The sequence below is a fragment of the Pseudomonas veronii genome, from assembly GCF_002028325.1.
Lineage (GTDB): Bacteria > Pseudomonadota > Gammaproteobacteria > Pseudomonadales > Pseudomonadaceae > Aquipseudomonas > Aquipseudomonas veronii.
In genome coordinates, this window is sequence record NZ_CP018420.1 from 4,696,337 (window position 1) to 4,719,210 (window position 22,874).

Below are 22,874 nucleotides of genomic sequence, written 5' to 3' on the forward strand. Positions count from 1 at the left end.
CTGACGTCTCAAAAAACGTTCAACGGCGGCACGCTCGACAAACGCACTTATGGCATTACGCCATCACCATTCTGGTTAGAGATCATTCAGAGTCGCGACGTCACTCGTTTAGAGAATTTTCATCTCGGGTGCATGCCAGCTACCGTGATCTACAATTGAATCTGATTCAGTTTTGACCTTTTCTACTGCGCCGAATCGTCAAGCCAAAGAGCATTTCTATGCCCTCCCCCGAATACTCCCTCACCGATACCTTGGAACGAATCTACGAGAACCAGCTTGCCCTTGAGGCTTCGCTGATGGAGCTGACGTTGCTCGTCGAAAGCCAAGGCCATACGGATGCAGGTCAGAACGTCCGAGGCGCCCTTGAGGCGATCGGGGAAAACGCAGGGCATATCAAGCAGGGCCTGGCCAGGCTGAAGGCGCAGGAACCGGATTGACCGCCCTCCCTTCCAATGGTGGCTGTACGCCATGAATGGTAAAGTGCGGGCTCAATTACGGGAGGGATCCAATGAAGGGATTTGGGACGTTTGCGCTGATCGTCGGCGTCTGCTGGCTGATCTTCGCGCTGAGCATGGATGTGTCCGTGTCAACTGGAGCCGGCGGCCGGGTGAACAACTTGGGGCTCATTGCGGACCGCCAGATGCACACTATTGTCGGCGGCATGATCGCACTCGCTGGGTTGCTTATGGTTCTCCTGGGCGGAAGATCATCGCCGCCACACGAGCAGGCGCAAGCTGACTCCCGGCCCTGCCCGCTGTGTGCCGAAACCATCAAGAATGCCGCGATCAAGTGCAAGCACTGCGGTGCCGACGTGGAGCCCGTCTCGGCCCCAAGGCTGAAAAAGGGCTGGGTGGCTTCGACAGCATGCAGAGACGAGCAAGAACAGCAACGCACTATAAAGGCTATTGCCGGCACCGGCCTCCCAGTTGTTTCGATGATCGGCCTGGCAGTAGGCGCAGGTCCATTTGAAACCAAGGAAGAGGCCAAGCAAGCCCTGATCGCTATGCGGGAGGGCCCGCGCCTATTTAGCGAGATCGTCTACAGGGACTCGGTGAGCGGAAAATACCCCCCCATCACTGACCAGGTTGTTGGACCTGTCTTTCATGGCTGGACGGTTAGAATAACAGCCCAGCCTGTGGATTCGAGCCGAATTGAATCCGTGCTTGAAGATCTAGCAATTCCCGTGCTCGCAGTAGATGGGAACACTATCATCACCGGCCCTTTTGAGAATGAGCGGTCCGCTAAAACCGTTTCGGTGGAACTCGGCGACAATAATGAAATTCAGTGCCGGATGTATTGGGTTCCCCTACGAACCTGACCACAAACAGAACCAACCAAGCCCGCCAAGCGCGGGCTTTTTGTTGCATGCCAGAAGGCTCACCCAAAAAATATGCATTTATGCATGAAACCTCTTGCAGCCCTCTTGCCAATATATCCAAGCAACAATACTGTACATATATACAGTTTTAGCAAGGAGCGAAGCATGAACCAGGTACCCTACCCCACATCGAAACCGCGCAATTCGTATGAGCTTGTTGGCCGCCGCCTGCAAGGCTTGATCGCCTCTCCTCGAGTGCAGAGGATCCAGTTGATCGAGGTAGCCAGACGCGACGATGAAAGTCCTGAAGCTTGGCGTCAGGTCATCCAAGACATCGGCGACACCGCCGGCATAAGGATCGAGCATTTGGATGATGGCGCCGTAAGGATCGGCTGGCGCGAGTACTGCGATTAATAAATGAGCCCGCCAATGAGCGGGCTTTTTATCGCCTACAAATTTCAGCAATCTGAATTATTTAATTCAGCATGCTTGACACCTTAATTTCAGCTTGCTTAAATTCAACTCAAGCCAGCAACGAAGAACGCCGGCCAGCAGTTAAACCTGCACCGCTCTTTAGCGACACCCCTTGCCGGATCACCACCGGCCCAGATTCAAAGGCAGCGATGAACCGGCCTCAACGGTTCAGAGGGTTGGCAACTGACCCGGGCGTGCAGCGTAAAGCGCCAAGAACAGTTATCCAGCGGGAGAACAAGCCGAAAGGCCCGCGGCTGGAAGAACATTTGATTCAAGCCGATGATCGACGCCAGTAGCGGGTCACGGCGTAAAGCATCACTGAAGCCCGTTCGAAGAGCGGGCTTTGGGATGTAGACCAGGTGCTACCGACTTTTCCGAGAGCTGATTAGCTGCTGGCATCTATCAGCCATCTGCGGGAAGGATACAGCCACATCAGACAGTACGCGGTACATCTCATGCTCGTCCGGAAACGGGTACACATCTAGGTTAAGGGCGATCTGAATCTTGCGCAGATTTGTGCCTTCGATAAGCCAGCGCTCGACGGTTCGAGTCATCGCAGAGCCGTTGTCATCCGTCTGCCAGGCAAGAAAGTCGAAGAGCCGGGCCACCTGCATGAAAGCGATCGAATCGGGAATATCGGCAAAAAGCCGGTCAGCCAGATTTTCCTCCCCAAACTCAACCACTACTGCACGAACAGCGCTGAACGCTTCAGTGTATTCAGGCTCGCTGCTCTCTGCCGCGATCACGCTTAACGCCCTTTCAACAACCTGACGCATAGCAATTCCTTGCTCCGAGAAGGAGTGTCGATGCTACCAGCCTTCAGTGCGACTCGCTAAACGGCCAGCGCCGCCGTAGCCGGGAAAGACCGGCACCCTTCCCCACCTCTATTACGTCAGCACTCCTCCCCCGCGCCCATCGGCAACCAGCGGGAGGCATGAGTGTTGACGAATACAGGTGAACCAAGTCCACGGAGTCATTCATGAGCGAGCAAAGAAAGCCATATCCACGGTCGGCAGACAACGCTGACCAAATGAATCTACCCGAGGGCAAGACCTGCGGCGACTGCGTGCATTGCCGCCGCTGCGCGCTGATGTTCGGCCACATCCCTGCTGATGAGGCTTGCGACTGGAGCCCATCGCGCTTTCGTGAAGCCCTGCCAGCCACCGCCTAACCCCAAATACTGGAGGTCTCCATGAGCAATTGGATCAAGTGCAGCGACCGGCTACCGCCAGAAGGCGAGAAGCGCGATTACCTGTGCCTGTTCGAGTACGGCCAGATGCAGGTCACTGAGTGGCTGTACGACAAAACTCTCGGATGGTGCTTCTGGTACGGCGATCCAAGTCACTGGATGCCGCTCCCACCTCTTCCCACTGAATAACGCCATCCTGGAGGCGACCATGCACCACAGCATCCAATCGCGCCGCGACATCGTCGACGGCTTGCATAAGCGTTCCCGTATCGCCACTGCCGAGTTCTACCGGCTGATTGGGCGACCTGAGCCGGCGGTCACCTTCCGGATGATGGTGAAGCCTGCAGGCCGCGACTTCTTCCATGTGGTGGACAGCCGGACCGGCAAGGTCATTGGGTTCCGCCGCGATCACAACGAAGCCTGCGCCCTCGCTCGGCGCCTGGAGTGCCTACATGCCGACCAGTTACGCGGATAGCGCTCAGGCCCGGGAATCCGACAGGCGCTGGGACTTGCCGAACTTTGGGAAGCAGCAGCACGCTGACCTGTTCCATGAGTACACAACAGAGGACTTGGCAGGACGCGAGGAGCAACGACTCAAAGAGCGCGCCAGCCTCAAGCTGCGCATTGGGCTGGCGATGGCGCAGATGGAGGCGATATGTCCGCCGGCAGGAGGCGATCAATGAACGCTACTCAGCGGGACCACCTAAACGCCGTGAACTGGATCGAGGGAGAGATCGAAAACATGATTCTCGAACTTGGCAAGCCAAACGCCAGCGCGGCGGCCACATCATGCGTCACCCTCGCTTTCATGCTGCGGGTTATCGACGAAAACGAACACCGGCACTTCCGGGCACTCATCGACAAGATTTACGCCGACTACAACGCATCGCTCGTTTCTGCCGCCTGACGGCACAACCCAACCCCACTACTTTCAATGCTGCGCCAGGCGCGGCGAGGGATAGTCATGTCCAAAAATACCAAACAAGCACACGCACAAGAACCGCTCGAAATGAACGAAGCTGAAGGCGCGCAAAAAAACCTATCCCCTACGGTAGCGGTCACCGACATCGCCGAGTATCGGCCGCACGAAGAACAGATCGTTCGCCTGGAGACCACCTACGCGAAGCTGGTCGTTGACTGCTCGACAAGTGAGGGCTTGGCGAATGCGAAGGAAGTTCGCGTCGATATCCGCGATGTGCGCTACGCCCTGGATAAGACCACCAAAACCGCATTGGTGCCATATCAGCAGAAGGTCAAAGAAGCTCAGGCTCGCGTCAATCAAGTCAAGGAATTCGGTGAAACACTCAGGACTCGTGTGTTGACAATTGAAGAGCCTGTCGATGAAGCGATCAAGGCCGAAGAAAAGCGTATAGCTGATGCCAAGGCAGAGCGCGAGCGTGTCGAGGCTGAGCGTGTCGAAGCCATCCGGGCAAAAATTACTCGTTTCAGTTCTGTCGCCGCCGCATATGCAAGCCGCAGCGCCGCAGACGTCTCCAGCATTTTGCAGGGTGTCAAAGAGTCGGTGATCCTGCCCGAAGAATATGGCGAATTTGAAGCCGAAGGCACCATCGCTCGCGACAACGCCATTGAGCAACTGGAAGCGCTGCTCAAATCTGCCGCTGAGCGAGAAGAAGCTGCTGCCAAGTTGCTGGCCCAGCAGAAAGAGCTGGATGAGTTGCGCGAGAAACAACGCATCGCCGACGCCGAAGCCGAGGAGCTACGCAAGCAGCGAGCAGAGGAAGACCGCAAGCGGTTGAAGCAGCAGCAGGACGAACTGGACAAGCAGCGCCGCGACATGGAGGCACAGCAACGCCAGCAGCGTGAACAGCAGGAAGAGCAACAACGCCAGCAGCGTGAGCGCGAGGCACAGTATCAACGCGACCAGGAAGAGCTGGTCCGTCTGCGCGCCCAGGCTGCCGCGCCTGCGCCAGTGGCGGCTGTCACTGCCACTCCGGCTGAAACCGCCCCTGTTGCCGTAGTCGCCGTCTCAGTTGAATCCATCGACGTGGACCCGACCACTCCCCCGGCTGACGACATTGTCGAGGTTGTAGCGCTCGGCTTCGACGTGACTATCGACACTGCTCGCGATTGGCTGCGGGCCACCCACTTCTAACCATCCTTTCCATCTGCCGGCCGACCCACCCTACGTCGGCCACGGAGAGCGCAATGACCGATACAGACACCCAAGCACAAGCCGGCCTCGCCACTTATCACGATCCATCGCACAACGCGGCCGCGCTCATCCTCGACCCTGGCACCATGCGGTCGATGAGCGACCTCGCGATGATGATGTCGAAGGGAGTGACAACCGTCCCGAAACACCTTAAGGGGAACCAAGCCGACTGCATGGCGGTGGTGCTTCAAGCAATGCAGTGGCAAATGAACCCCTTCGCTGTGGCGCAGAAAACGTTCATCGTCGACGGCGGCGCATTGAGCTACGAGGCGCAGCTTGTTAACGCAGTGATCACCGCCAAGGCGCCAGTCAAAGGTCGATTGAACTTTGAATGGTTCGGCGCTTGGGAAAACGTCATCGGGAAGATGCGCGAAGTTACCAGTAAGACCAAGAAGGATGAGGACACTGGCGAGTTTAAAAAATATCGCGTTCCCGCCTGGAGCTTTGACGATGAAAAAGGGCTCGGCATCAAGGTTTGGGCGACCTTTCGGGGCGAAGACGAGCCGCGCACTCTGGAGCTTCTGCTGACCCAGGTCCGCACGCGCAACTCTACGCTTTGGGCGGAAGACCCAAAACAACAGATCGCCTACTTGGTGACCAAGAAATGGGCACGCCTCTTCTGTCCTGACGTGATCCTTGGCGTTTATACGCCCGATGAATTCGAGGACTCATACGGCGGCGAGATTGATATCACTCCAACAAAACAAGCCGCAAACAGCGCTGCCGCCGCTGGCGTTTCGTTTGGTCCAAAATCCCCATCACCGGAAATAGACGGTGTATTCGCAGACCTCCTGGTCGTTGCAAGGCAACAGGACATCGACGCCTACGCGGCCGCCTGGGCAGGTCTCAAGCCGAAGCAGCGCGCAGCGATCGGCCTGGAATGCCACGAAGCCCTAAAAAGCTTGGCGGCTACCGTCGATGCCGACTTTACCGACATAACGGGCCCCAGCGGTGACCAGTCCCATTCAGAGGAGGCTGCGTAGTGAGAGCGGAGCTTCAGGGCACAGAAAAGTGGCATGCGGACCGATCTGGGCGCGTGACAGCCAGCCGCTTTAAAGACGTGATGGCCTGGGGGAAGCCTGACAAAAATGGTAAGCGCGAGCCTATGGGCGCACGCACCTCGTACATGCGTGAGCTGTGCTTCGAGCGGCTGGCAAAGAAGTCCAAGCACAACGTCAGCAGCGCCTCTTTAAAGTGGGGTCACACCGAAGAACAAAAGGCTCAAGACGCCTACGAGATGCTGACGGGCAACATCGTCATACCGTCAGAGTTCATCGTCCACCCGAAGTACGACTGGCTTGGATGTTCGCCAGACGGACTTATCAACGATGACGGCGGTACCGAATCGAAGTGCCCCTTCAACGAAGCGATACACGTCAGAACTTGGCTCGAAGGCATGCCCGAGGAACACATGCCGCAGGTCCAAGGCTGCATGTTCGTTACGGGCCGCAAATGGTGGGATTTCCTGTCCTTTGATTCTCGCCAAGATGAAGAGTGTCAGCTCTATATCGAGACGATTTACCGCGACGAAGACTACATCGCCAACCTGCATAGAGAGCTGGTCCAGTTCAACCTAGAGCTGAATCGCATGGTTGATGAGGTGGCAGACAATGCTCGGGCGCAAGCCCATCGCCTAGGAGCCTGATAATGATCAGCAACCTAAAATCAGACATCGAATTTCGGCGTGCGAAAGCCCTGGAGCTTTCCTTTCAGGTCCAGCAACACCTGGCAGCAGGTGGGAAATACACCATCGGTAAAAGCCCGGTGATTAATCCAGACCCCGCCAAGCGTTCGGAAAAGATTGACCCCGAAACCATCCTCAAGCGCCGCAAGCCGCCCATCACCCGAGCCGAGCGTAACGCGCTGCGCAAACTCGCGGAGGCTCTATGAGCAAGAAGCGAAAGCCACACAACTTGCAGGCGCGCATTGCCAGGTCGTGCCGGTCGCTGTTGGCCACCAACCACGTCGCGGTGGTCAATATCGACCCCAGCGGCCGCCAGGGCATGATCAATTACAAGTCGCTGAAAAACATCGCGCCGGGGAAGATTGGCCAGGCCGTCTGCGGTATCCCCCACCGCTGGACGATCTACCTCAGCGCGCTTTGCGTCGACGTCCGCGGCGACCGCTACAGCAAGTCGGTGGAGGTAGCGCCCGATGGCGTCTACCTCTCCGACCACCTGGAAGACGTGATCGAGCATTGCTACAAGAAGCTGCGCGACGAGGCCAACCAAAGCCAGATGGTGGCTTCGGGCTGGATCGCCATCCCCGAAGCGATGTCACTGGACGAGGCGCACGCAGCGCGGATCTTCGAAGCGGTCGGCGCCTGGCACCAGGAGAAGGTCGCAGCGTGAAGCGAATCCACAAACAGGTCAGCGCGAGACGCCGACCAACCTGGCTCGCACTGCCGGCCAGCGGAATAGAAGAGGTAGACCATGGCTGTGCCCCAGGAAGAACGAACAGCCAGGCTGGCCGAGAAGCGGCAGGAACTGGGCGAGCAGGAGTTTCGGCACACGACGCCTTGCGGCACCCGGCAGATGCTCGACGAGTTGATGCTCTGGCATGAGATCAAGGAAGTCGGCGAGGCAGTGCAACTGCTGGTGCTGAATGGCCGGGCCGAGGATCTGCCGCCGGCGCCTCCGAGAATCAAAGGGCCGTCCGACATCATCCGTCACTACTTCCGCCAGGGAATGCGTGACCGGCTGGCAGTGCTCACCGCCGAGATGGGCGAGAAGAAAGACCGTGCGACTATCTTGCGACTGATCGCACATGCCCACTCATTGGGTGCCGAGAAATCCGCACCGCTATTCAAAATTAAGCGCCACGAAATCGACATAACGCAAAACGTGGCGCGCAAATTACGGCAAGCAGGTTTCGCTGAATCGCTTCAAATGAACGCCGAAGACGACGGCGACGAATAACCCACCCTACTCGCTGCATCCGGAACCCGGAGGGCGGCGCCTGACTGGAGGTAATCCATGAGCCACAACTGCGCATACGTTCGGCAGCACTATCAGGTGCCAGCCGAAGTCGGGCGCCGCGTCATTGCCTACGGGAAGTCCGGCATCATCCTGGCAGATCGCGGACACTACATCGGCGTCGTGCTGGATGACGACCCGAAAAAGCGGATCAGCAATTACCACCCGACCCACGAAATGCAGTACGGCGAGATGGCCGAAACGCTACCGCTCAAAGAGTGGCTGGTCCTGCCGTTCAAGCACGACTGGGACGATCTAGACTGGAGCCGGGAAGCCCGCGAAGATCTGGTCAGGGTCTGGGCCGCCACTCGCAGCCAGGCCAGATACAAGGCCTATGAGCAGCTTCAGGATTACTGCCACAGCATAAAGGCGATGCTGCATTTCAAAGTCAGGCGCGCCTGACCCGGCTCCATGCCGGTCACCCGTAATACCCCATATCAACGAATCACGCCAGCCGGCCATTGAAGGCTGAGACTCAGCGCTTGTCGTGAGCGTCGGACGGCCAGGCACTGAAGAAAAATATGATCCCCGGAGTCATCACGCTGACCCAGTAACCGCTTGGATACAAAAACGGTCCGACCAACGACGTAATAAACAAAGCGCCTCCTGCTCGCCGCCGACGCTTTGGGTTGAACCACTCGCGGAACGCTTCAAGCTTTTTACCCGCCATTACCACCTCCTTGTTTGATAAGCAGCAAAGCATATCACCCACCTTAACGAATCACTCCAGCCCGCGAGGATAACCCGTGCCCGATATCACCTACGGCTCTGTGTGCAGCGGCATCGAGGCCGCGACCCAGGCCTGGCACCCGCTGGGCATGCGCGCCGCCTGGTTCGCCGAGATTGAGCCGTTCCCCTCGGCGGTCCTCGCCCACCACTACCCCGACGTGCCGAACCACGGCGACATGACCAAGCTGGCAGCCCTGGTGCTGGCCGGCAAGATCCCGGCGCCGGACGTGCTGGTCGGCGGCACCCCGTGCCAGGCCTTCTCGGTCGCCGGCATGCGCGAAGGCCTCACCGACCCGCGCGGCGCCCTCACCATCAAATACGTGGAGCTTGCAGATGCAGTTGACTATGTTCGCGCCGGCCAGCGAAAGCCGGCCAGCGTTATCGTCTGGGAGAACGTCCCCGGCGTCCTCAGCGACAAAGGGAACGCCTTCGGATGCTTTCTTGGCGCGCTTGCTGGCGAAGACTGCGAGCTGCAGCCTTCAGGGAAGAAATGGCAGGACGCTGGTTGTGTGTATGGACCCAAAAGAACAATCGCGTGGCGGGTCCTGGACGCCCAATATTTCGGCCTGGCCCAACGACGCCGTCGTGTGTTCGTTGTCGCAAGTGCTCGTAACGGATTCGATCCCACCGAGGTACTTTTTGAGCGCGAAGGCGTGCGCCGGGATACTGCGCCGCGCCGAGGCGAGAAAGCGGACTCTCCCGCCGGCACTCTTAGAAGCACTGACGGTGGCAGCGATGTCGATCACGCAGTAGCAGGTCATCTCCAGTCAACCGCATTCGGCGGCGGCGCCAACTGCGAACAGACCGAAGTAGCTACGGCTCTCAGCGCGCACCCTGGCGGTACAAGGATGGATGCTGAAACCGAAACGTTCGTTGTGACCGCACCGCTCACAACAAACCAGTACGGCGACCATGAGAGCCGGGAAAGCCTGCTGGTCGTGGCAGGCACGCTTCAGGCCAGCGGTAAGGCGGCCGGCAGCGTAACCCAACAGGATGCCGAATCAGGCTTGCTGGTGGTGCATGGCACGCAAGACCCAGGCACTAGCAGCAACCTGGCCTTTGCCCTGGGTCGAAACAACGGCCAGGAAAATGCACTGTATTGCCGAGAGGTGGCCCAGACCATCACCAGTAGCTACGGAAAGCAGCTGGATAACACAAACTCAGCACTCGGCCCGAATGTCGTTACGAGTTCCGCCTATAGCACCAAGCTGCATCACACTTCAGCGTGCGGCGCGGGCAAGTGGTACAAGGAATACACCGCGTCCTTGGATGCATGCAGCCCGCCTCCGGCGCTACTGACGCCAGCACAGGTACGCCGTCTAACACCGATCGAGTGCGAGCGCCTCCAGGGCATGGCCGACGACCACACCATGATCCCATGGCGCGGCAAGCCAGCCAGTGAATGCCCAGACGGCCCCCGCTACAAGGCGATCGGCAACAGTAAGGCCGTCACCGTTGTTCGCTGGATCGGACAGCGCCTATTGGCTCAACTTGGCAACCGATGAAGCCTGATGTTTGCGGTTGAAAGTATCGGCACTTCATCACGGTCACGCATTCTATTCAGTTCTGCCCGAGCCTCCTGAATCCCCATTGCGTAGCCTGGCGCCATCGCTGCTATCAGGTTCCCGCTGATAATGTGCCGTCCGCATTCAGGACAACCAACATCCTGGCCGTCGTATGCCGTGTGGTGGTCGACTGACTCGGTCCCGCAGATGAAACAAAGCATAAACACCTCCCCGGATTGATCGGCCAACTGTAGCCGATATTCACAGACTCCCCCACTCCACCGCCCGGGCATGACCCGGCAAGGACTCCCCATGCCTACAGAAAACAAACTGCCGAGCCTGGCCACCGGTCACGACCTCACAGCCGCAACCTGGGCCGACTTCGCGACCCGTCTTCGCCATGACTGCGTTGGTGCTGGCGTTCATGATCACTGCACCTCGGCAGCGATCTTCATCGTCCAGGCCAGACGAATCGTCTACGGGATAGACACCGACTACAGCGACAACCGTGTGCTACTCGATCACTGCAATGACGGTGAATGGTTTTCGCCAAAGGAATACTGGGTAGACCAGGACGAAGAGGACCGAGCGGAGCTGAACAAGGCAATGCAGGCCTGGTCGGGCTGCCAGTTCATGAAGGCGGACGAGTCGGATCAGTGGCATGTCCTTGGCGAGATTGAGGGGTACGTCGTCACCGGATGGTGTGAGAACTGGGAGTACATCAACGCGCACTTCACCAAGGACGCCGCCGAGGCATTCATCCGTCGCAAGAGGCACGACTACCGCAAAGGCATGCGCGTGTACGTCGAATCCCAGTGCCACGCCTGGGAGTTCAACGCCATTAAGGATGCGATCCTCGACGGAACGCTGACCTACACGCCGAAGGAGGCAGCATGACCACTCAGAACCAAGTTGCCGCGCCGCTACAGGTCGAACGCTCGACAGTCACAAAGCTGGTGATCACCGGCGCGCCAAGGCTGGACCCGATAACCGTCTTCCTCGAGGACTTCGGCCGGCGCGACTGCCCGATCGAATCCGACCCGAACTACCAGACCGCCCAGGGCAAGATCACCATCAACTGCTGGGACAACAGTTGGAATGCGTACTGGGGTGGTATGGGCCCGCGCACCGTCGCCGAGTTCGTCACGAACTGCGGTTGGGACTATGTCCTGAATTGCCTGGATCGTGGAATCAGCTCAACCGTGTTCAGCGGAGACGCGCTGCACACCCTGGCCAAGAAGTGCATCGTGCAGCGCCGCCGGCAACAGACCGGGCGCCACGAATGGGAGCTGGGCGAGCTGAGCAAGAGCGAGGCCCGCGCGCTTTGGCACGACATCGACTCATTGCGCAGTATCGAGAGCCCGAACGAATGCTGGCACCAGAGCAGATTGTTGACCGAGCTGTTCGGTGAGGAATGGCACTACCCGCTCGACGGCAAGGCTGTCGAAGAAAACCACAAGTTCACATACCTGCGTCGGGTTGTCGAGGCAGTACAGCAGGCGCTGCGCCAGGAACAGCAGGCCTGTATGACAGCTGTGAATACCCATGATCTGGTAACAAGGGAGGCAGCAGGATAAATCGAAATAAATGACCGGAAGGCCAAGGCTTTGAGTTAGTAGCCCAGAGGAAGGGAGTTGTTTAACTCGCGGCTAAATGCAACGACCTACCGATCATTGCCCACATCTAAAGGGCGCGCCCTAACGACGATATAGAGCGTCAGCCGGCTATGAGTTTCAACAACACATATCTGAAATACATGCGCGACACATCATTTTTAGCACAGCTATCGATCTCGTCTAGGGTCGATTTCAAATAACCCCCTCCCCCTTCAAAGTCAGCCGCTATAGCGGCAAGGACGAAGTCATGCCTGAAGAAATCGTTTTGATCCAGTCGGTAGTCGTAGTGCGCGACAAGGACGGCTGGTGGTATCACCCGGACATTCCAGATTTTGGCGGCGGCGAAGACCCTGCGCCCTACATCGCCTGGACGAAGGAGCAAGGCCTTGAGCTGAAAGGCTGGCACTCGGGTGACGAGATCTACGATCTACCTGACGAGGATGCTGCGTGCACCGCCTGGAATCCCGAATCGCCAGGCCCTGAGTGGTTCCTGATGGGGATATTCGATACGGATGACGGCCCCTATGTTCAGTGGGCGCGCCGGGTGACGCCATGAAGCTCACAGAGAAACAGCAACTCGTCCTCGATGAGCTGCGCAAGATCGGGCGGAAAAACGCCAACCTCTATCGAGACAGCCAGCCGTACCTGCATCAGAAGGATTGCGAGAAGCTGGCACTTGGTGACTAGGCGTGCGTGTTCGGCATGGGCGGCCTTAGCTATCAGGTTGGGCACCGCCTCGGCGTATCAGCATCTTCCGTGCTCAGCATCTTCAAGGCCCTTCACCGAAAGGGCCTGGTGATTCGCGAAGAGAGCTATCCGAATTATCAGCGTGCGCGCTACTGGTGGCCGATTGGCCTGGCTGCCGAACTCGCCGCTGAACTGAAGACTGAAGACGGGGTGACGCCATGATCGCCACCCTCTGGTTCGCCTACGTCTTCATCTACAAGGGGCCCAGGCCATGAAGGCACGCATAGAAAAGAAGCTGAGCAAGCACCTGGTACGGACCCATCCCTCTTTGTACCGACGCGCCTGGATCGACAAGGACGAGCCGTCCGAACTGGCTTATGAGCAAAACTCGCGTGTGAGCAACGTGCCTTCAGTTGGCGGTGGCACGGACTACTGGGGCGACGGCCAGGATGCCTACACGGTCTGGGCTGACTGGAAATCGAACTGGCCGTGGCATGGCCCCTTTGAGGAATACCCGCACGGCCACCAGTTCGCGCGCTACCCCAACACCGAAGGGTTCAAGCCGACTACCCGCAACCTGTTAAAGCTGGCCGCCGACTGCGAGCGGGCCTCGAAAGCCAAGCCCTAACCCCACCCCACCTTCTGCCGCCCAGCGCGGCAAGGACACCCCATGTTCGCAACGAAACTCACCCTGATCCTGCTGGGCGCTTTGCTGTACCTGACCGGCACCGGTTGCTGGATCTTCTGGATTGGCCCCGGGCTGATCATGGACGGAGAAGTATCTGACCTCCTGTATGCATTCGCCGGCACCTGTGCCTGGATGCTGATCACCTTCGGCCTGGTCATCCACATCATCAAGACAGCGCGGCCCACTGCGGGCGGGAGGTAAGTATGGCAAATCGAAGCGCGGCCCAGGCTGCGCCCATACTCCCGCGCTTCATTCGCGCGGGCGAGGCTTACGGGTACCTCGGCATGTGCCGGGATGAATTCAACAAGACGGTGCGCCCTTACGTCCGCGAATTCCCCATAGGAAAACAGGGGGTCGGGTTTGATCGGCTGGAGCTTGACGCATGGGCGGACGCCTACGTCGAGAGCAAGTCGATTGAAAAGGCGACCAATCAGGACAACAATCAACCCCGCAGCGAGCGCCATGCGCGGGCAACAGGAGCAACGCCATGGCCCAAAAAGCAATCACCGGCCTCCAGCAAATGCCGAACGGCATCTGGAAGATCGACAAAAAATACAGAGGAGAGCGAATTCAAGAGAGTACTGGCACTTGTAACCGCGCCGAAGCAGAGCAGTACCTGATCCACAAGCTGGAGAAGTTGCGCCAGCAGAAGGTGTACGGCATTCGGCGGGTTAGGACCTGGAGGGAGGCGGCTACTCGCTTCCTGCTTGAAGTGAAGGATCAGGCGTCCATCCATATTTCGGCGACCTATATGGAGCAGCTCGACCCGTTCATTGGCGACATGCCGCTGACTCATATTGATGACGATGCGCTTGCCCCATACGTGCGATCGAAGCTGAACCCGGCGACGGGCAAGCCAGTCACGAACAGGACTGTGAATATCGCGCTACAGCGGGTTATCCGGGTTTTGAACCTCTGCGCACGAAAGTGGCGAGATGAAGAGCGCCGGCCATTGCTCGACGTGGTTCCGATGATTTCTCTGCTGGATGAGAAGACGAACAGCCGAAAGCCCTACCCGCTTTCATGGGAAGAGCAGTCGATCCTATTCGCCGAGCTTCCTGCACACCTTCAGACCATGGCAATGTTCAAGGTCAACACGGGGTGCCGGGAGCAGGAGGTTTGCAAACTTCAGTGGAATTGGGAGATTGCCGTACCTGAGCTGGGAACGAGTGTGTTCCTGATACCGGCTGGATTTGGAGGAAGGAGCGCAAGGGCTGGAGTGAAGAACCGGGACGAGCGCCTGGTCGTGATGAATGACGTTGCCAAGTCAGTGATCGAGAAGCAGCGCGGCAAGCATCCGCTCTACGTGTTCCCGTTTGGCAAGCCAGATGGCGAGGGGAATGAAACGACGGTTCACCGCATGAACGACTCGGCCTGGAAGAAGGCGAGGATTCGGGCGGCGAAGAAGTGGCAGGAGAAGTTCTTGCGGCCGGCACATGACGGCTTTGCCAGAATCCGCATTCACGACTTGAAGCACACCTTTGGGAGAAGGCTGCGTGCTGCTGGCGTGACAGAGGAGGATCGGAAAGCGCTGCTCGGCCACAAGAACGGAAGCATTACCAGCCACTACTCGGCGGCGGAACTGGATCAGCTAATTGCGGCGGCAAACAAGGTATCAGCAACCGACTCGCGCGCACCAGCGCTGACGATTCTGAAAAGGAGGGAAGCGTGAAGAAAAAGGCCAAGGTCACTCGGAAAGTCACTATGGCAGAAATAACAAAGCCGCTAAAAAGCGGCTAAGTCATTGAAAAATATGGTCGGGACGGAGTGATTCGAACACTCGACCCCTAGCACCCCATGCTAGTGCGCTACCGGACTGCGCTACGCCCCGACTAGGCGTGTTACTGGGTTCGCTTCGCAATGAAGCGATCAGGAATATACCGCAAGCTTTTGAAATGTGGAAGTATTTTAAAAGCCTGAATCATTTTTTCAGAACCACCAGCACATCTTCGAGTTCGGAGATCATTTGGCGGATCAGTTGCTTGTATTGGGTGGTGTCGTCTTTGGCTTCATCACCGGACATGCGCTGACGCGCGCCGCTGATGGTGAACCCCTGGTCGTACAGCAATGCACGGATCTGTCGGATCATCAGCACATCCTGGCGCTGATAATACCGACGGTTCCCGGTGCGTTTGACGGGGTTGAGTTGAGGAAACTCCTGCTCCCAATAGCGCAGCACATGCGGTTTTACCGCACAAAGCTCGCTGACTTCACCGATGGTGAAGTAGCGTTTGCCTGGGATGACGGGTAGCTCGTCGTTATGACTTGGTTCCAGCATAAGCCTCAACTCGGGCCTTCAACTTCTGCCCTGGACGAAAGGTGACCACACGGCGAGCCGTGATCGGGATTTCTTCTCCCGTTTTTGGATTGCGGCCAGGCCGCTGGCGTTTGTCTCGCAGGTCAAAATTGCCGAAACCGGACAATTTGACCTGTTCATTGTCTTCCAGAGCGTGTCTGATTTCTTCAAAGAACAACTCGACCAATTCCTTGGCCTCGCGTTTGTTCAGACCCAACTCTTCGTACAGACGTTCCGCCATCTCAGCTTTCGTCAAAGCCCCCATACGTCACTTCCTTAACGTGGCGTTCAACCTTTGTTCGAGCGAGGTGAGGATATTTTGTGTCGTGGTATTCACCTCATCGTCATTAAGAGTGCGCGATGGATGCTGCCAGGTCAAGCCAACTGCAAGGCTTTTTCTATGCGGATCAATGCCTTTACCCTGATAGACGTCAAATAGCCTGAGGTCCGTCAGCCATTCGCCTGCATTTTCACGGATGACATCCAGAACGGCCGTGGCGGACACTTCACGATCGGCGATCAGCGCCAGGTCGCGACGCACTTCCGGGAAGCGCGACAGCTCGCTGAATTTCGGCATCTTGCCCAAAGCGACTTCGGCCAGGACCAGTTCGAAAACGAAGACCGGACGGTCGAGACCGAGGGTTTTCGACAGTTCCGGGTGAAGGGCACCGACGAAGCCCACCAGTCGACCTTCGCGCTCGATGCGCGCCGTCTGGCCCGGGTGCAACGCTGGGTGGCTGCCTGGCACGAACGAGAAGTCGTTCAGTGCTCCGGCAAAGCCCAATACGGCTTCCACGTCCGCTTTAACGTCGAAGAAGTCCACTGCATCACGGCCTTGGGCCCAGCCTTCCGGCAAGCGGCTACCGCAAACAACACCGGCAAGCATCGGCTCTTGCTTCAAGCCATCCAGCTGGCCGACGAAACGCAGGCCGCTTTCGAACATACGCACGCGGTCTTGCTGGCGGTTCAGGTTGTGGGAAAGTGCTTTCACCAGGCCGGGCCACAACGACGAACGCATGGCAGCCATGTCGTTGGAGATCGGGTTGGCCAACAACAGCGGCTCGACGCCTGGGTTGAACAGTTCGAACTGCTTAGGATCGATGAAGCTGTAGGTCACCGCTTCCTGATAGCCACGGGCAACCAGCAGACGGCGCAGCTCAGGCAGGTGCGCGCGCGCTTCGGCCTTGGGTTGCGGCGCCAGGCGCGCTTGCGGGTAGCGAACCGGCAGACGGTTGTAGCCGTAGAGACGGGCCAGTTCTTCGATCAGGTCGACTTCGAGACTGATATCGAAGCGATGGCTTGGCACCTCAACGCGCCACTGTCCGGCTTCACCGGCGGCAATGCCCAGGCCGAGGGCCGAAAGCAGACGCTCGATTTCCGCTGGCTCGATCACCAGGCCGAGCATTTGCTCAACGCTTTTGGCGCGCAGGGTGATCGGTGCAATCGACGGCAGGTATTGTTCGCTGACGGTTTCAGTGATCGGGCCCGCTTCGCCACCGGTGATTTCCAGCAGCAGGCCAGTGGCGCGCTCCATGGCTTCACGCGCCAGTTTCCAGTCCACGCCACGCTCGTAGCGGTGCGACGCATCGGTGTGCAGGCCGTAGGAACGAGCCTTGCCGGCGATGGCGATCTGGTCGAAGAATGCGCTCTCAAGAAAGATGTCACGCGTGGTTGCGGACACACCGCTGTGTTCGCCACCCATCACACCGGCAATCGCCAGGACGCGGGAATGGTCGGCGATCACCAGGGTGTCGGCACGCAGGCTGACTTCCTGGCCGTCGAGCAGAACCAGCTTCTCGCCTTCTTCCGCCATCCGCACACGGATGCCGCCATTGATTTCGGCGAGATCGAACGCGTGCAACGGCTGGCCGAGTTCAATCATCACATAGTTGGTGATATCGACGGCGGCGTCGATGCTGCGCACGTCAGCGCGACGCAGGCGCTCAACCATCCACAGCGGCGTTGGTTTGGACAGGTCGACGTTGCGGATCACACGCCCCAGGTAACGCGGGCACGCGTTGGGTGCCAGTACTTCGATCGAGCGCACTTCATCATGCACCGCAGCAACTGCGGCAACCACCGGCCGGGTGACGGGCGCGTCGTACAGCGCGCCTACTTCACGCGCCAGGCCCGCCAGGGACAGGCAGTCGCCGCGGTTCGGGGTCAGGTCGACCTCGATGCTGGCGTCTTCCAGTTCCAGGTAGACACGAATGTCCTGGCCCACGGGCGCGTCGGCCGGCAGCTCCATCAGGCCATCATTGCCCTCGCCCACCTGCAGTTCCGCCTGGGAGCACAGCATGCCGTTGGACTCAACGCCACGCAGCTTGGCTTTCTTGATCTTGAAGTCGCCCGGCAGTTCGGCGCCGATCATGGCGAACGGGATCTTCAGGCCCGGGCGCACATTAGGCGCTCCGCACACGACCTGGAACGTCTGCGCGCCATTGCTGACCTGACACACACGCAATTTGTCGGCATCGGGGTGCTGCTCGGTGCTCAGCACCTCACCCACGACCACACCGCTGAATACGCCGGCGGCCGGAGTAACGCTATCGACCTCAAGACCGGCCATCGACAGACGAGCAACCAGCTCGTCACGGCTTACCTGCGGGCTTACCCAGCCACGCAGCCATTGTTCACTGAATTTCATCCTGCTCTCCTAAAGATTCGTTACGACTAGCGAAATTGCGCGAGGAACCGCAAGTCGTTGTCGAAGAACAGACGCAAGTCGTTCACGCCGTAACGCAGCATGGCCAGACGCTCAACGCCCATGCCGAAGGCAAAGCCCGAGAACTCTTCCGGGTCGATCCCGGACATGCGCAGCACGTTGGGGTGAACCATGCCGCAGCCCATCACTTCCAGCCAGCCGGTCTGCTTGCAGACGCGGCAGCCTTTACCGCTGCACATCACGCATTCCATGTCGACTTCGGCGGAAGGCTCGGTGAACGGGAAGAACGATGGACGGAAACGCACCGCCAGCTCTTTCTCGAAGAACACCCGCAGGAACTCTTCGATGGTGCCTTTGAGGTCGGCGAAATTGATATCGCGATCGACCAGCAGGCCTTCGACCTGGTGGAACATCGGCGAGTGGGTAATATCGGAGTCGCTGCGGTACACACGGCCTGGGCAGACGATGCGGATCGGCGGCTTGTTCGCTTCCATGGTGCGGACCTGTACCGGCGAGGTATGGGTGCGCAACAACATGTTCGCGTTGAAATAGAAGGTGTCGTGCATCGACCGGGCCGGGTGATGGCCTGGGATGTTGAGCGCCTCGAAGTTGTGATAGTCGTCTTCGACCTCAGGGCCTTCGGCGATGCCGTAGCCGATATGGGTGAAGAACTGCTCGATACGTTCCAGAGTCCGGGTGATCGGATGCAGACCGCCCGAGGCCTGGCCACGGCCAGGCAAGGTTACGTCAATGGACTCGGCGGCGAGCTTGGCCGAAAGTTCGGCCTCCTCGAGCGACGCCTTGCGCGCATTGAGAACCTCTGTGACACGCTCCTTGGCGACGTTGATCAGCGCACCGACTTGCGGACGCTCTTCAGCCGGCAAATTCCCCAGGGTCTTCATCACCTGAGTCAATTCACCCTTTTTGCCAAGGTAGTGAACCCGGATTTGCTCCAGGGCATTGATATCTTCAGCGCTTTGCACAGCCTCAAGAGCTTGAGCGACGAGCGCGTCCAGGTTTTCCATGTACAGACTCCAGATACAAAATAGGGGAAGAGCTTGAAGGCTCTTCCCCTATTTATGACGTTTAACACCTTGGGCCACAGGAGTAGCCCAGGGTGACTGTCGGGGGTACTTAAGCCAAGGTGGCTTTAGCTTTCTCGACAATCGCAGCAAACGCCGCTTTTTCGTTCACTGCCAGATCAGCCAGAACCTTACGGTCGATCTCGATGGACGCTTTTTTCAGGCCAGCGATGAAACGGCTGTAGGACAGACCGTTAACACGAGCACCAGCGTTGATACGAGCGATCCACAGAGCGCGGAACTGACGTTTTTTCTGACGACGGTCACGGTAGGCGTATTGGCCTGCCTTGATTACCGCTTGCTTGGCGACACGGAATACGCGTGAACGCGCGCCGTAGTAGCCTTTAGCAAGTTTCAGAATTTTTTTGTGACGTTTACGGGCAATGACGCCACGCTTTACACGAGCCATGAGTTACTTCCTCTATTCTTGATCCAAAAATTAACGAAGGCGCAGCATGCGCTCGACTTTTGCCACGTCAGACGGATGCAGCAAGCTGCTACCGCGCAGTTGACGCTTACGCTTGGTCGACATTTTGGTCAGGATGTGGCTCTTGAAAGCGTGCTTGTGCTTGATACCGTTAGCAGTTTTCAGAAACCGCTTAGCAGCACCACTTTTAGTCTTCATCTTTGGCATGTTCGGATACTCCGCATTCAGTTGATAAACATAATCAGAAGGCCTGCCGTGCCCTATTGATTACTTCTTCTTTTTCGGGGCGATGACCATGATCAGTTGGCGTCCTTCCATCTTAGGATGCTGTTCGACCGAACCGTACTCGAGCAGGTCAGCTTCAACCCGCTTGAGGAGTTCCATCCCCAGCTCCTGGTGGGCCATCTCACGGCCGCGGAATCGCAAGGATACCTTGGCCCTGTCCCCATCACTCAGGAAACGTACCAGGTTGCGCAGTTTTACCTGGTAATCCCCTTCCTCCGTCCCTGGACGAAACTTGATTTCTTTTACTTGAATCTGCTTCTGGTTCTTCTTCGCCGCAGCAATCTGCTTCTTCTTTTCGAAGATCGACTTGCCGTAGTCCATCACCCGGCAAACAGGTGGGACTGCGTCGGCGGAAATTTCCACCAGGTCCAGTTTGGACTCTTCAGCGATACGAAGCGCTTCATCAATCGAGACGATGCCAATCTGCTCGCCGTCAGCGCCAATTAACCGAACCTCGCGTGCCGAGATATTCTCGTTGATCGGGGCTTTCGGTGCAGCTCGTTTATCTTGTCTCATTTCACGCTTAATAATAATTACTCCGAATCTGGGCGACCACGCCGGGAAACCGCTTGCGCGAGGAACTCAGCGAACTGGGCGACGGGCATCGAGCCCAGGTCAGCACCTTCACGAGTACGCACAGCGACAGTCTGCATCTCGACTTCCCGATCTCCGATAACCAAAAGATAGGGAACCTTGAGCAAAGTATGCTCGCGGATTTTAAAGCCGATCTTTTCATTTCTCAAGTCGGACTTGGCACGAAATCCGCTTTCGTTGAGAGTTTTTTCAACTTCAGCAGCAAAATCGGCCTGTTTATCAGTGATATTCATGATCACTGCCTGGGTCGGAGCCAACCACGCGGGGAATGCGCCCTCGTAGTGCTCGATCAGGATACCGACGAACCGTTCGAACGAGCCGAGGATCGCCCGGTGCAGCATAACCGGGTGTTTACGGCTGTTGTCTTCGGAGACGTATTCGGCTCCCAGACGGATCGGCAGGTTAAAATCGAGCTGCAAAGTACCACATTGCCAGACACGACCAAGACAATCTTTCAGCGAAAACTCGATTTTCGGACCGTAGAAGGCGCCCTCACCCGGCTGCAGATCATACGCAAGGCCCGCGCTGTCTAGCGCAGCGGCCAGTGCGGCTTCGGCGCGATCCCACAATTCATCGGAACCGACGCGTTTTTCCGGACGAGTGGACAGCTTCATTTCGACTTCGGTAAAGCCGAAATCGCGATAAACGTCCATGGTCAGCTTGATGAACGCAGCGGATTCGGCCTGCATCTGCTCTTCGGTGCAGAAGATGTGGGCGTCGTCCTGAGTGAAGCCGCGCACGCGCATGATGCCGTGCAGCGCACCCGACGGCTCGTTGCGGTGGCAGGCACCGAACTCGGCCAGGCGCATCGGCAACTCGCGGTAGCTCTTCAGGCCTTGGTTGAACACCTGCACGTGGCAAGGGCAGTTCATCGGCTTGATGGCGTAGTCGCGGTTTTCCGACTGGGTAGTGAACATGTTGTCGGCGTAGTTGGCCCAGTGCCCGGATTTCTCCCACAGGCTGCGGTCAACAACCTGAGGAGTCTTGATCTCCAGGTAGCCGTTTTCGCGCTGAACCTTGCGCATGTACTGCTCGAGCACCTGATACAGGGTCCAGCCGTTCGGGTGCCAGAACACCATGCCCGGCGCTTCTTCCTGGAGGTGGAACAGGTTCAGGCGCTTGCCGATCTTGCGGTGGTCGCGTTTCTCGGCTTCTTCGATGCGCTGGACGTAGGCGGCCAGCTGCTTCTTGTCAGCCCAGGCCGTGCCGTAGATCCGCTGCAGTTGCTCGTTCTTCGCGTCGCCGCGCCAGTAGGCACCGGACAGTTTGGTCAACTTGAACGATTTGAGGAAACGCGTGTTCGGCACGTGCGGGCCACGGCACATGTCGACGTATTCTTCGTGGTAGTACAGGCCCATGGCCTGTTCGTCCGGCATGTCTTCCACCAGGCGCAGCTTGTAGTCTTCGCCACGGGCAGTGAACACGTCGATCACTTCGGCGCGCGGCGTGACTTTCTTGATCACGTCGTAATCTTTTTCGATCAGCGCATGCATGCGCTGTTCGATCGCGGCCAGATCGTCCGGAGTAAAAGGACGCTCGTAGGCGATGTCGTAATAGAAGCCATCGTCGATGACCGGGCCGATCACCATTTTCGCCGCCGGGTACAGCTGCTTGACCGCGTGGCCAATCAGGTGTGCGCAAGAGTGGCGAATGATCTCCAGCCCCTCTTGATCCTTGGGCGTGATGATTTGCAGGCTGGCATCGGCGGTGATCAGGTCGCTGGCGTCAACCAGCTTGCCGTCGACCTTGCCGGCCACGGTGGCCTTGGCCAGGCCGGCACCAATGGATGCGGCGACCTCGGCTACGGAAACCGAATGATCGAATGAACGTTGACTGCCATCGGGAAGAGTAATAGTTGGCATGGCGCCTCCTCTCCTAGTGGTGACCCCTACCAAAGGTCACGTGGGTTGGGATGAGCCAGTACAAGATCCAATACCAGGCCGTTCAGTGATGAACGCCTGCCTTACAGCGGCAGGAGCCTTTCGGCCAACCGGTGATCGAACCAGAGTGACTGGAGTGGACGAAAAAGAAACATGGCAAGGCGGCATTTGGCGCGCCCGGAAATAGCCAAGCACACGATGCTAGCACAGATGAACGGTCATCGCGCCCACGGCGCCACAGCCAATAACAAATTCCCGCTTTTATAGCGGCAAAAGTGAACTTGAGCTGTA

35 protein-coding genes and 1 tRNA gene are annotated in these 22,874 nt (G+C 58.1%); 25 read left to right on the forward strand and 11 right to left on the reverse strand.

What is annotated here, in order from left to right:
* Nucleotides 1-218 precede the first annotated feature (218 nt).
* From PverR02_RS21285 to PverR02_RS21295, 3 genes are all read left to right on the forward strand, one after another.
* Complete coding sequence (locus PverR02_RS21285) at nt 219-437, forward strand: hypothetical protein (protein ID WP_079444359.1); 219 nt, start codon at nt 219-221, stop codon at nt 435-437.
* Nucleotides 438-508: 71 nt separating this feature from the next.
* Nucleotides 509-1,318, forward strand: a complete 810-nt coding sequence (locus PverR02_RS21290) for a zinc ribbon domain-containing protein (RefSeq protein ID WP_227778691.1) — start codon at nt 509-511, stop codon at nt 1,316-1,318.
* Between the two features lie 165 nt (nt 1,319-1,483).
* A complete protein-coding gene (locus PverR02_RS21295) occupies nt 1,484-1,732 on the forward strand; it encodes a DUF1654 domain-containing protein (RefSeq protein WP_079444360.1) in 249 nt (82 codons plus the stop codon).
* Between the two features lie 422 nt (nt 1,733-2,154).
* Here the strand turns inward: PverR02_RS21295 and PverR02_RS21300 are convergent, their stop codons facing one another.
* The gene (locus tag PverR02_RS21300) at nt 2,155-2,568 is read right to left on the reverse strand and encodes a hypothetical protein (protein ID WP_046382951.1); all 414 of its coding nucleotides are present in this window, start codon (nt 2,566-2,568) and stop codon (nt 2,155-2,157) included.
* 203 nt (nt 2,569-2,771) lie between these two features.
* On the opposite strand from PverR02_RS21300, the gene PverR02_RS21305 reads away from it, so the two are divergent.
* From PverR02_RS21305 to PverR02_RS21360, 12 genes are all read left to right on the forward strand, one after another.
* Nucleotides 2,772-2,963: a hypothetical protein gene (locus PverR02_RS21305; RefSeq protein ID WP_079444361.1), complete on the forward strand. Its 192-nt coding sequence runs from the start codon at nt 2,772-2,774 to the stop codon at nt 2,961-2,963.
* 21 nt (nt 2,964-2,984) lie between these two features.
* Complete coding sequence (locus PverR02_RS21310; RefSeq protein ID WP_079444362.1) at nt 2,985-3,170, forward strand: DUF551 domain-containing protein; 186 nt, start codon at nt 2,985-2,987, stop codon at nt 3,168-3,170.
* Between the two features lie 19 nt (nt 3,171-3,189).
* Entirely contained in the window at nt 3,190-3,456 is a 267-nt protein-coding gene (locus PverR02_RS21315; protein WP_079444363.1) for a hypothetical protein, read from the forward strand.
* The gene (locus PverR02_RS21320) at nt 3,434-3,664 is read left to right on the forward strand and encodes a hypothetical protein (RefSeq protein WP_046382948.1); all 231 of its coding nucleotides are present in this window, start codon (nt 3,434-3,436) and stop codon (nt 3,662-3,664) included. The genes PverR02_RS21315 and PverR02_RS21320 overlap by 23 nt, the downstream gene beginning before the upstream one ends.
* A complete protein-coding gene (locus PverR02_RS21325; RefSeq protein WP_046382947.1) occupies nt 3,661-3,888 on the forward strand; it encodes a hypothetical protein in 228 nt (75 codons plus the stop codon). The genes PverR02_RS21320 and PverR02_RS21325 overlap by 4 nt, the downstream gene beginning before the upstream one ends.
* A 57-nt stretch (nt 3,889-3,945) precedes the next feature.
* Nucleotides 3,946-5,094 (forward strand): coiled-coil domain-containing protein, encoded by a 1,149-nt coding sequence (locus tag PverR02_RS21330; protein ID WP_227778693.1) that lies wholly within the window; start codon nt 3,946-3,948, stop codon nt 5,092-5,094.
* A gap of 53 nt (nt 5,095-5,147) precedes the next feature.
* Complete coding sequence (locus PverR02_RS21335; protein ID WP_079444364.1) at nt 5,148-6,137, forward strand: RecT family recombinase; 990 nt, start codon at nt 5,148-5,150, stop codon at nt 6,135-6,137.
* Nucleotides 6,137-6,799: a lambda exonuclease family protein gene (locus PverR02_RS21340; protein ID WP_079444365.1), complete on the forward strand. Its 663-nt coding sequence runs from the start codon at nt 6,137-6,139 to the stop codon at nt 6,797-6,799. The genes PverR02_RS21335 and PverR02_RS21340 overlap by 1 nt, the downstream gene beginning before the upstream one ends.
* Nucleotides 6,800-6,801: 2 nt before the next feature.
* Entirely contained in the window at nt 6,802-7,044 is a 243-nt protein-coding gene (locus PverR02_RS21345) for a hypothetical protein (protein ID WP_079444366.1), read from the forward strand.
* Entirely contained in the window at nt 7,041-7,505 is a 465-nt protein-coding gene (locus PverR02_RS21350) for a hypothetical protein (RefSeq protein ID WP_079444367.1), read from the forward strand. The genes PverR02_RS21345 and PverR02_RS21350 overlap by 4 nt, the downstream gene beginning before the upstream one ends.
* 81 nt (nt 7,506-7,586) lie before the next feature.
* The gene (locus tag PverR02_RS21355) at nt 7,587-8,072 is read left to right on the forward strand and encodes a hypothetical protein (protein WP_079444368.1); all 486 of its coding nucleotides are present in this window, start codon (nt 7,587-7,589) and stop codon (nt 8,070-8,072) included.
* A 57-nt stretch (nt 8,073-8,129) separates the two neighbouring features.
* Nucleotides 8,130-8,531: a hypothetical protein gene (locus PverR02_RS21360; protein ID WP_079444369.1), complete on the forward strand. Its 402-nt coding sequence runs from the start codon at nt 8,130-8,132 to the stop codon at nt 8,529-8,531.
* A gap of 73 nt (nt 8,532-8,604) precedes the next feature.
* On the opposite strand, the gene PverR02_RS21365 is transcribed toward PverR02_RS21360, so the two are convergent.
* Nucleotides 8,605-8,799, reverse strand: coding sequence for a hypothetical protein (locus PverR02_RS21365; protein ID WP_079444370.1), 195 nt, complete (start codon nt 8,797-8,799; stop codon nt 8,605-8,607).
* 76 nt (nt 8,800-8,875) lie between these two features.
* On the opposite strand from PverR02_RS21365, the gene PverR02_RS21370 reads away from it, so the two are divergent.
* From PverR02_RS21370 to PverR02_RS21405, 10 genes are all read left to right on the forward strand, one after another.
* Nucleotides 8,876-10,363 carry a DNA cytosine methyltransferase gene (locus PverR02_RS21370; RefSeq protein ID WP_079444371.1) on the forward strand — a complete coding sequence of 496 codons (1,488 nt, stop codon included), beginning with the start codon at nt 8,876-8,878 and terminating at the stop codon, nt 10,361-10,363.
* Nucleotides 10,364-10,675: 312 nt separating this feature from the next.
* On the forward strand, nt 10,676-11,260 hold the full coding sequence (locus PverR02_RS21375) for a hypothetical protein (protein WP_079444372.1): 585 nt from the start codon (nt 10,676-10,678) through the stop codon (nt 11,258-11,260).
* Nucleotides 11,257-11,940 carry a hypothetical protein gene (locus PverR02_RS21380; protein ID WP_079444373.1) on the forward strand — a complete coding sequence of 228 codons (684 nt, stop codon included), beginning with the start codon at nt 11,257-11,259 and terminating at the stop codon, nt 11,938-11,940. Before PverR02_RS21375 ends, PverR02_RS21380 begins: the two co-directional genes overlap by 4 nt.
* A 286-nt stretch (nt 11,941-12,226) precedes the next feature.
* A complete protein-coding gene (locus tag PverR02_RS21385) occupies nt 12,227-12,535 on the forward strand; it encodes a hypothetical protein (RefSeq protein ID WP_079444374.1) in 309 nt (102 codons plus the stop codon).
* Nucleotides 12,532-12,666: a hypothetical protein gene (locus tag PverR02_RS32905; protein ID WP_265332149.1), complete on the forward strand. Its 135-nt coding sequence runs from the start codon at nt 12,532-12,534 to the stop codon at nt 12,664-12,666. Before PverR02_RS21385 ends, PverR02_RS32905 begins: the two co-directional genes overlap by 4 nt.
* A 69-nt stretch (nt 12,667-12,735) precedes the next feature.
* Entirely contained in the window at nt 12,736-12,888 is a 153-nt protein-coding gene (locus PverR02_RS32760) for a hypothetical protein (protein WP_227778695.1), read from the forward strand.
* Between the two features lie 49 nt (nt 12,889-12,937).
* Nucleotides 12,938-13,294 (forward strand): hypothetical protein, encoded by a 357-nt coding sequence (locus PverR02_RS21395; protein ID WP_079444375.1) that lies wholly within the window; start codon nt 12,938-12,940, stop codon nt 13,292-13,294.
* 42 nt (nt 13,295-13,336) lie between these two features.
* A complete protein-coding gene (locus PverR02_RS21400) occupies nt 13,337-13,555 on the forward strand; it encodes a hypothetical protein (protein ID WP_079444376.1) in 219 nt (72 codons plus the stop codon).
* Between the two features lie 2 nt (nt 13,556-13,557).
* Nucleotides 13,558-13,974: a hypothetical protein gene (locus tag PverR02_RS32765; protein WP_227778697.1), complete on the forward strand. Its 417-nt coding sequence runs from the start codon at nt 13,558-13,560 to the stop codon at nt 13,972-13,974.
* Nucleotides 13,875-15,026 (forward strand): tyrosine-type recombinase/integrase, encoded by a 1,152-nt coding sequence (locus tag PverR02_RS21405; RefSeq protein WP_227778907.1) that lies wholly within the window; start codon nt 13,875-13,877, stop codon nt 15,024-15,026. Before PverR02_RS32765 ends, PverR02_RS21405 begins: the two co-directional genes overlap by 100 nt.
* An 82-nt stretch (nt 15,027-15,108) precedes the next feature.
* On the opposite strand, the gene PverR02_RS21410 is transcribed toward PverR02_RS21405, so the two are convergent.
* From PverR02_RS21410 to thrS, 9 genes are all read right to left on the reverse strand, one after another.
* Nucleotides 15,109-15,185 (reverse strand) — tRNA-Pro (locus PverR02_RS21410).
* Nucleotides 15,186-15,275: 90 nt separating this feature from the next.
* Nucleotides 15,276-15,632 carry a MerR family transcriptional regulator gene (locus tag PverR02_RS21415; RefSeq protein WP_003174972.1) on the reverse strand — a complete coding sequence of 119 codons (357 nt, stop codon included), beginning with the start codon at nt 15,630-15,632 and terminating at the stop codon, nt 15,276-15,278.
* Nucleotides 15,613-15,915: an integration host factor subunit alpha gene (gene ihfA, locus PverR02_RS21420; protein WP_002553164.1), complete on the reverse strand. Its 303-nt coding sequence runs from the start codon at nt 15,913-15,915 to the stop codon at nt 15,613-15,615. Before ihfA ends, PverR02_RS21415 begins: the two co-directional genes overlap by 20 nt.
* Nucleotides 15,916-15,918: 3 nt before the next feature.
* The gene (pheT, locus tag PverR02_RS21425) at nt 15,919-18,297 is read right to left on the reverse strand and encodes a phenylalanine--tRNA ligase subunit beta (protein WP_079444378.1); all 2,379 of its coding nucleotides are present in this window, start codon (nt 18,295-18,297) and stop codon (nt 15,919-15,921) included.
* A 26-nt stretch (nt 18,298-18,323) separates the two neighbouring features.
* A complete protein-coding gene (gene pheS, locus PverR02_RS21430; RefSeq protein WP_017847666.1) occupies nt 18,324-19,340 on the reverse strand; it encodes a phenylalanine--tRNA ligase subunit alpha in 1,017 nt (338 codons plus the stop codon).
* Nucleotides 19,341-19,449: 109 nt separating this feature from the next.
* The gene (gene rplT / locus PverR02_RS21435) at nt 19,450-19,806 is read right to left on the reverse strand and encodes a 50S ribosomal protein L20 (protein WP_002553161.1); all 357 of its coding nucleotides are present in this window, start codon (nt 19,804-19,806) and stop codon (nt 19,450-19,452) included.
* 30 nt (nt 19,807-19,836) lie between these two features.
* Entirely contained in the window at nt 19,837-20,031 is a 195-nt protein-coding gene (rpmI, locus tag PverR02_RS21440; RefSeq protein WP_002553160.1) for a 50S ribosomal protein L35, read from the reverse strand.
* A 60-nt stretch (nt 20,032-20,091) separates the two neighbouring features.
* Nucleotides 20,092-20,643 (reverse strand): translation initiation factor IF-3, encoded by a 552-nt coding sequence (infC, locus tag PverR02_RS21445; RefSeq protein ID WP_169850653.1) that lies wholly within the window; start codon nt 20,641-20,643, stop codon nt 20,092-20,094.
* Nucleotides 20,643-22,565: a threonine--tRNA ligase gene (gene thrS / locus PverR02_RS21450; RefSeq protein WP_079444379.1), complete on the reverse strand. Its 1,923-nt coding sequence runs from the start codon at nt 22,563-22,565 to the stop codon at nt 20,643-20,645. Before thrS ends, infC begins: the two co-directional genes overlap by 1 nt.
* Between the last annotated feature and the right edge of the window lie 309 nt (nt 22,566-22,874).

Excerpts from the sequence above, each read along its gene's own strand:
- PverR02_RS21320 (WP_046382948.1), top strand. The coding sequence starts at position 3,434 with ATGCCGACCAGTTACGCGGATAGCGCTCAGGCCCGGGAATCCGACAGG.
- PverR02_RS21375 (WP_079444372.1), top strand. The coding sequence starts at position 10,676 with ATGCCTACAGAAAACAAACTGCCGAGCCTGGCCACCGGTCACGACCTC.
- PverR02_RS21395 (WP_079444375.1), top strand. The coding sequence starts at position 12,938 with ATGAAGGCACGCATAGAAAAGAAGCTGAGCAAGCACCTGGTACGGACC.
- PverR02_RS21380 (WP_079444373.1), top strand. The coding sequence starts at position 11,257 with ATGACCACTCAGAACCAAGTTGCCGCGCCGCTACAGGTCGAACGCTCG.
- PverR02_RS21335 (WP_079444364.1), top strand. The coding sequence starts at position 5,148 with ATGACCGATACAGACACCCAAGCACAAGCCGGCCTCGCCACTTATCAC.
- PverR02_RS21365 (WP_079444370.1), bottom strand. The coding sequence starts at position 8,799 with ATGGCGGGTAAAAAGCTTGAAGCGTTCCGCGAGTGGTTCAACCCAAAG.
- PverR02_RS21400 (WP_079444376.1), top strand. The coding sequence starts at position 13,337 with ATGTTCGCAACGAAACTCACCCTGATCCTGCTGGGCGCTTTGCTGTAC.
- PverR02_RS21325 (WP_046382947.1), top strand. The coding sequence starts at position 3,661 with ATGAACGCTACTCAGCGGGACCACCTAAACGCCGTGAACTGGATCGAG.
- pheT (WP_079444378.1), bottom strand. The coding sequence starts at position 18,297 with ATGAAATTCAGTGAACAATGGCTGCGTGGCTGGGTAAGCCCGCAGGTA.
- PverR02_RS21305 (WP_079444361.1), top strand. The coding sequence starts at position 2,772 with ATGAGCGAGCAAAGAAAGCCATATCCACGGTCGGCAGACAACGCTGAC.
- PverR02_RS21330 (WP_227778693.1), top strand. The coding sequence starts at position 3,946 with ATGTCCAAAAATACCAAACAAGCACACGCACAAGAACCGCTCGAAATG.
- PverR02_RS21350 (WP_079444367.1), top strand. The coding sequence starts at position 7,041 with ATGAGCAAGAAGCGAAAGCCACACAACTTGCAGGCGCGCATTGCCAGG.
- rpmI (WP_002553160.1), bottom strand. The coding sequence starts at position 20,031 with ATGCCAAAGATGAAGACTAAAAGTGGTGCTGCTAAGCGGTTTCTGAAA.
- pheS (WP_017847666.1), bottom strand. The coding sequence starts at position 19,340 with ATGGAAAACCTGGACGCGCTCGTCGCTCAAGCTCTTGAGGCTGTGCAA.
- PverR02_RS32765 (WP_227778697.1), top strand. The coding sequence starts at position 13,558 with ATGGCAAATCGAAGCGCGGCCCAGGCTGCGCCCATACTCCCGCGCTTC.
- PverR02_RS21405 (WP_227778907.1), top strand. The coding sequence starts at position 13,875 with ATGCCGAACGGCATCTGGAAGATCGACAAAAAATACAGAGGAGAGCGA.
- PverR02_RS21290 (WP_227778691.1), top strand. The coding sequence starts at position 509 with ATGAAGGGATTTGGGACGTTTGCGCTGATCGTCGGCGTCTGCTGGCTG.
- thrS (WP_079444379.1), bottom strand. The coding sequence starts at position 22,565 with ATGCCAACTATTACTCTTCCCGATGGCAGTCAACGTTCATTCGATCAT.
- PverR02_RS21385 (WP_079444374.1), top strand. The coding sequence starts at position 12,227 with ATGCCTGAAGAAATCGTTTTGATCCAGTCGGTAGTCGTAGTGCGCGAC.
- PverR02_RS21310 (WP_079444362.1), top strand. The coding sequence starts at position 2,985 with ATGAGCAATTGGATCAAGTGCAGCGACCGGCTACCGCCAGAAGGCGAG.
- rplT (WP_002553161.1), bottom strand. The coding sequence starts at position 19,806 with ATGGCTCGTGTAAAGCGTGGCGTCATTGCCCGTAAACGTCACAAAAAA.
- PverR02_RS21315 (WP_079444363.1), top strand. The coding sequence starts at position 3,190 with ATGCACCACAGCATCCAATCGCGCCGCGACATCGTCGACGGCTTGCAT.
- PverR02_RS21345 (WP_079444366.1), top strand. The coding sequence starts at position 6,802 with ATGATCAGCAACCTAAAATCAGACATCGAATTTCGGCGTGCGAAAGCC.
- PverR02_RS21300 (WP_046382951.1), bottom strand. The coding sequence starts at position 2,568 with ATGCGTCAGGTTGTTGAAAGGGCGTTAAGCGTGATCGCGGCAGAGAGC.
- PverR02_RS32905 (WP_265332149.1), top strand. The coding sequence starts at position 12,532 with ATGAAGCTCACAGAGAAACAGCAACTCGTCCTCGATGAGCTGCGCAAG.
- PverR02_RS21355 (WP_079444368.1), top strand. The coding sequence starts at position 7,587 with ATGGCTGTGCCCCAGGAAGAACGAACAGCCAGGCTGGCCGAGAAGCGG.
- PverR02_RS21295 (WP_079444360.1), top strand. The coding sequence starts at position 1,484 with ATGAACCAGGTACCCTACCCCACATCGAAACCGCGCAATTCGTATGAG.
- PverR02_RS21285 (WP_079444359.1), top strand. The coding sequence starts at position 219 with ATGCCCTCCCCCGAATACTCCCTCACCGATACCTTGGAACGAATCTAC.
- ihfA (WP_002553164.1), bottom strand. The coding sequence starts at position 15,915 with ATGGGGGCTTTGACGAAAGCTGAGATGGCGGAACGTCTGTACGAAGAG.
- PverR02_RS21415 (WP_003174972.1), bottom strand. The coding sequence starts at position 15,632 with ATGCTGGAACCAAGTCATAACGACGAGCTACCCGTCATCCCAGGCAAA.
- PverR02_RS21360 (WP_079444369.1), top strand. The coding sequence starts at position 8,130 with ATGAGCCACAACTGCGCATACGTTCGGCAGCACTATCAGGTGCCAGCC.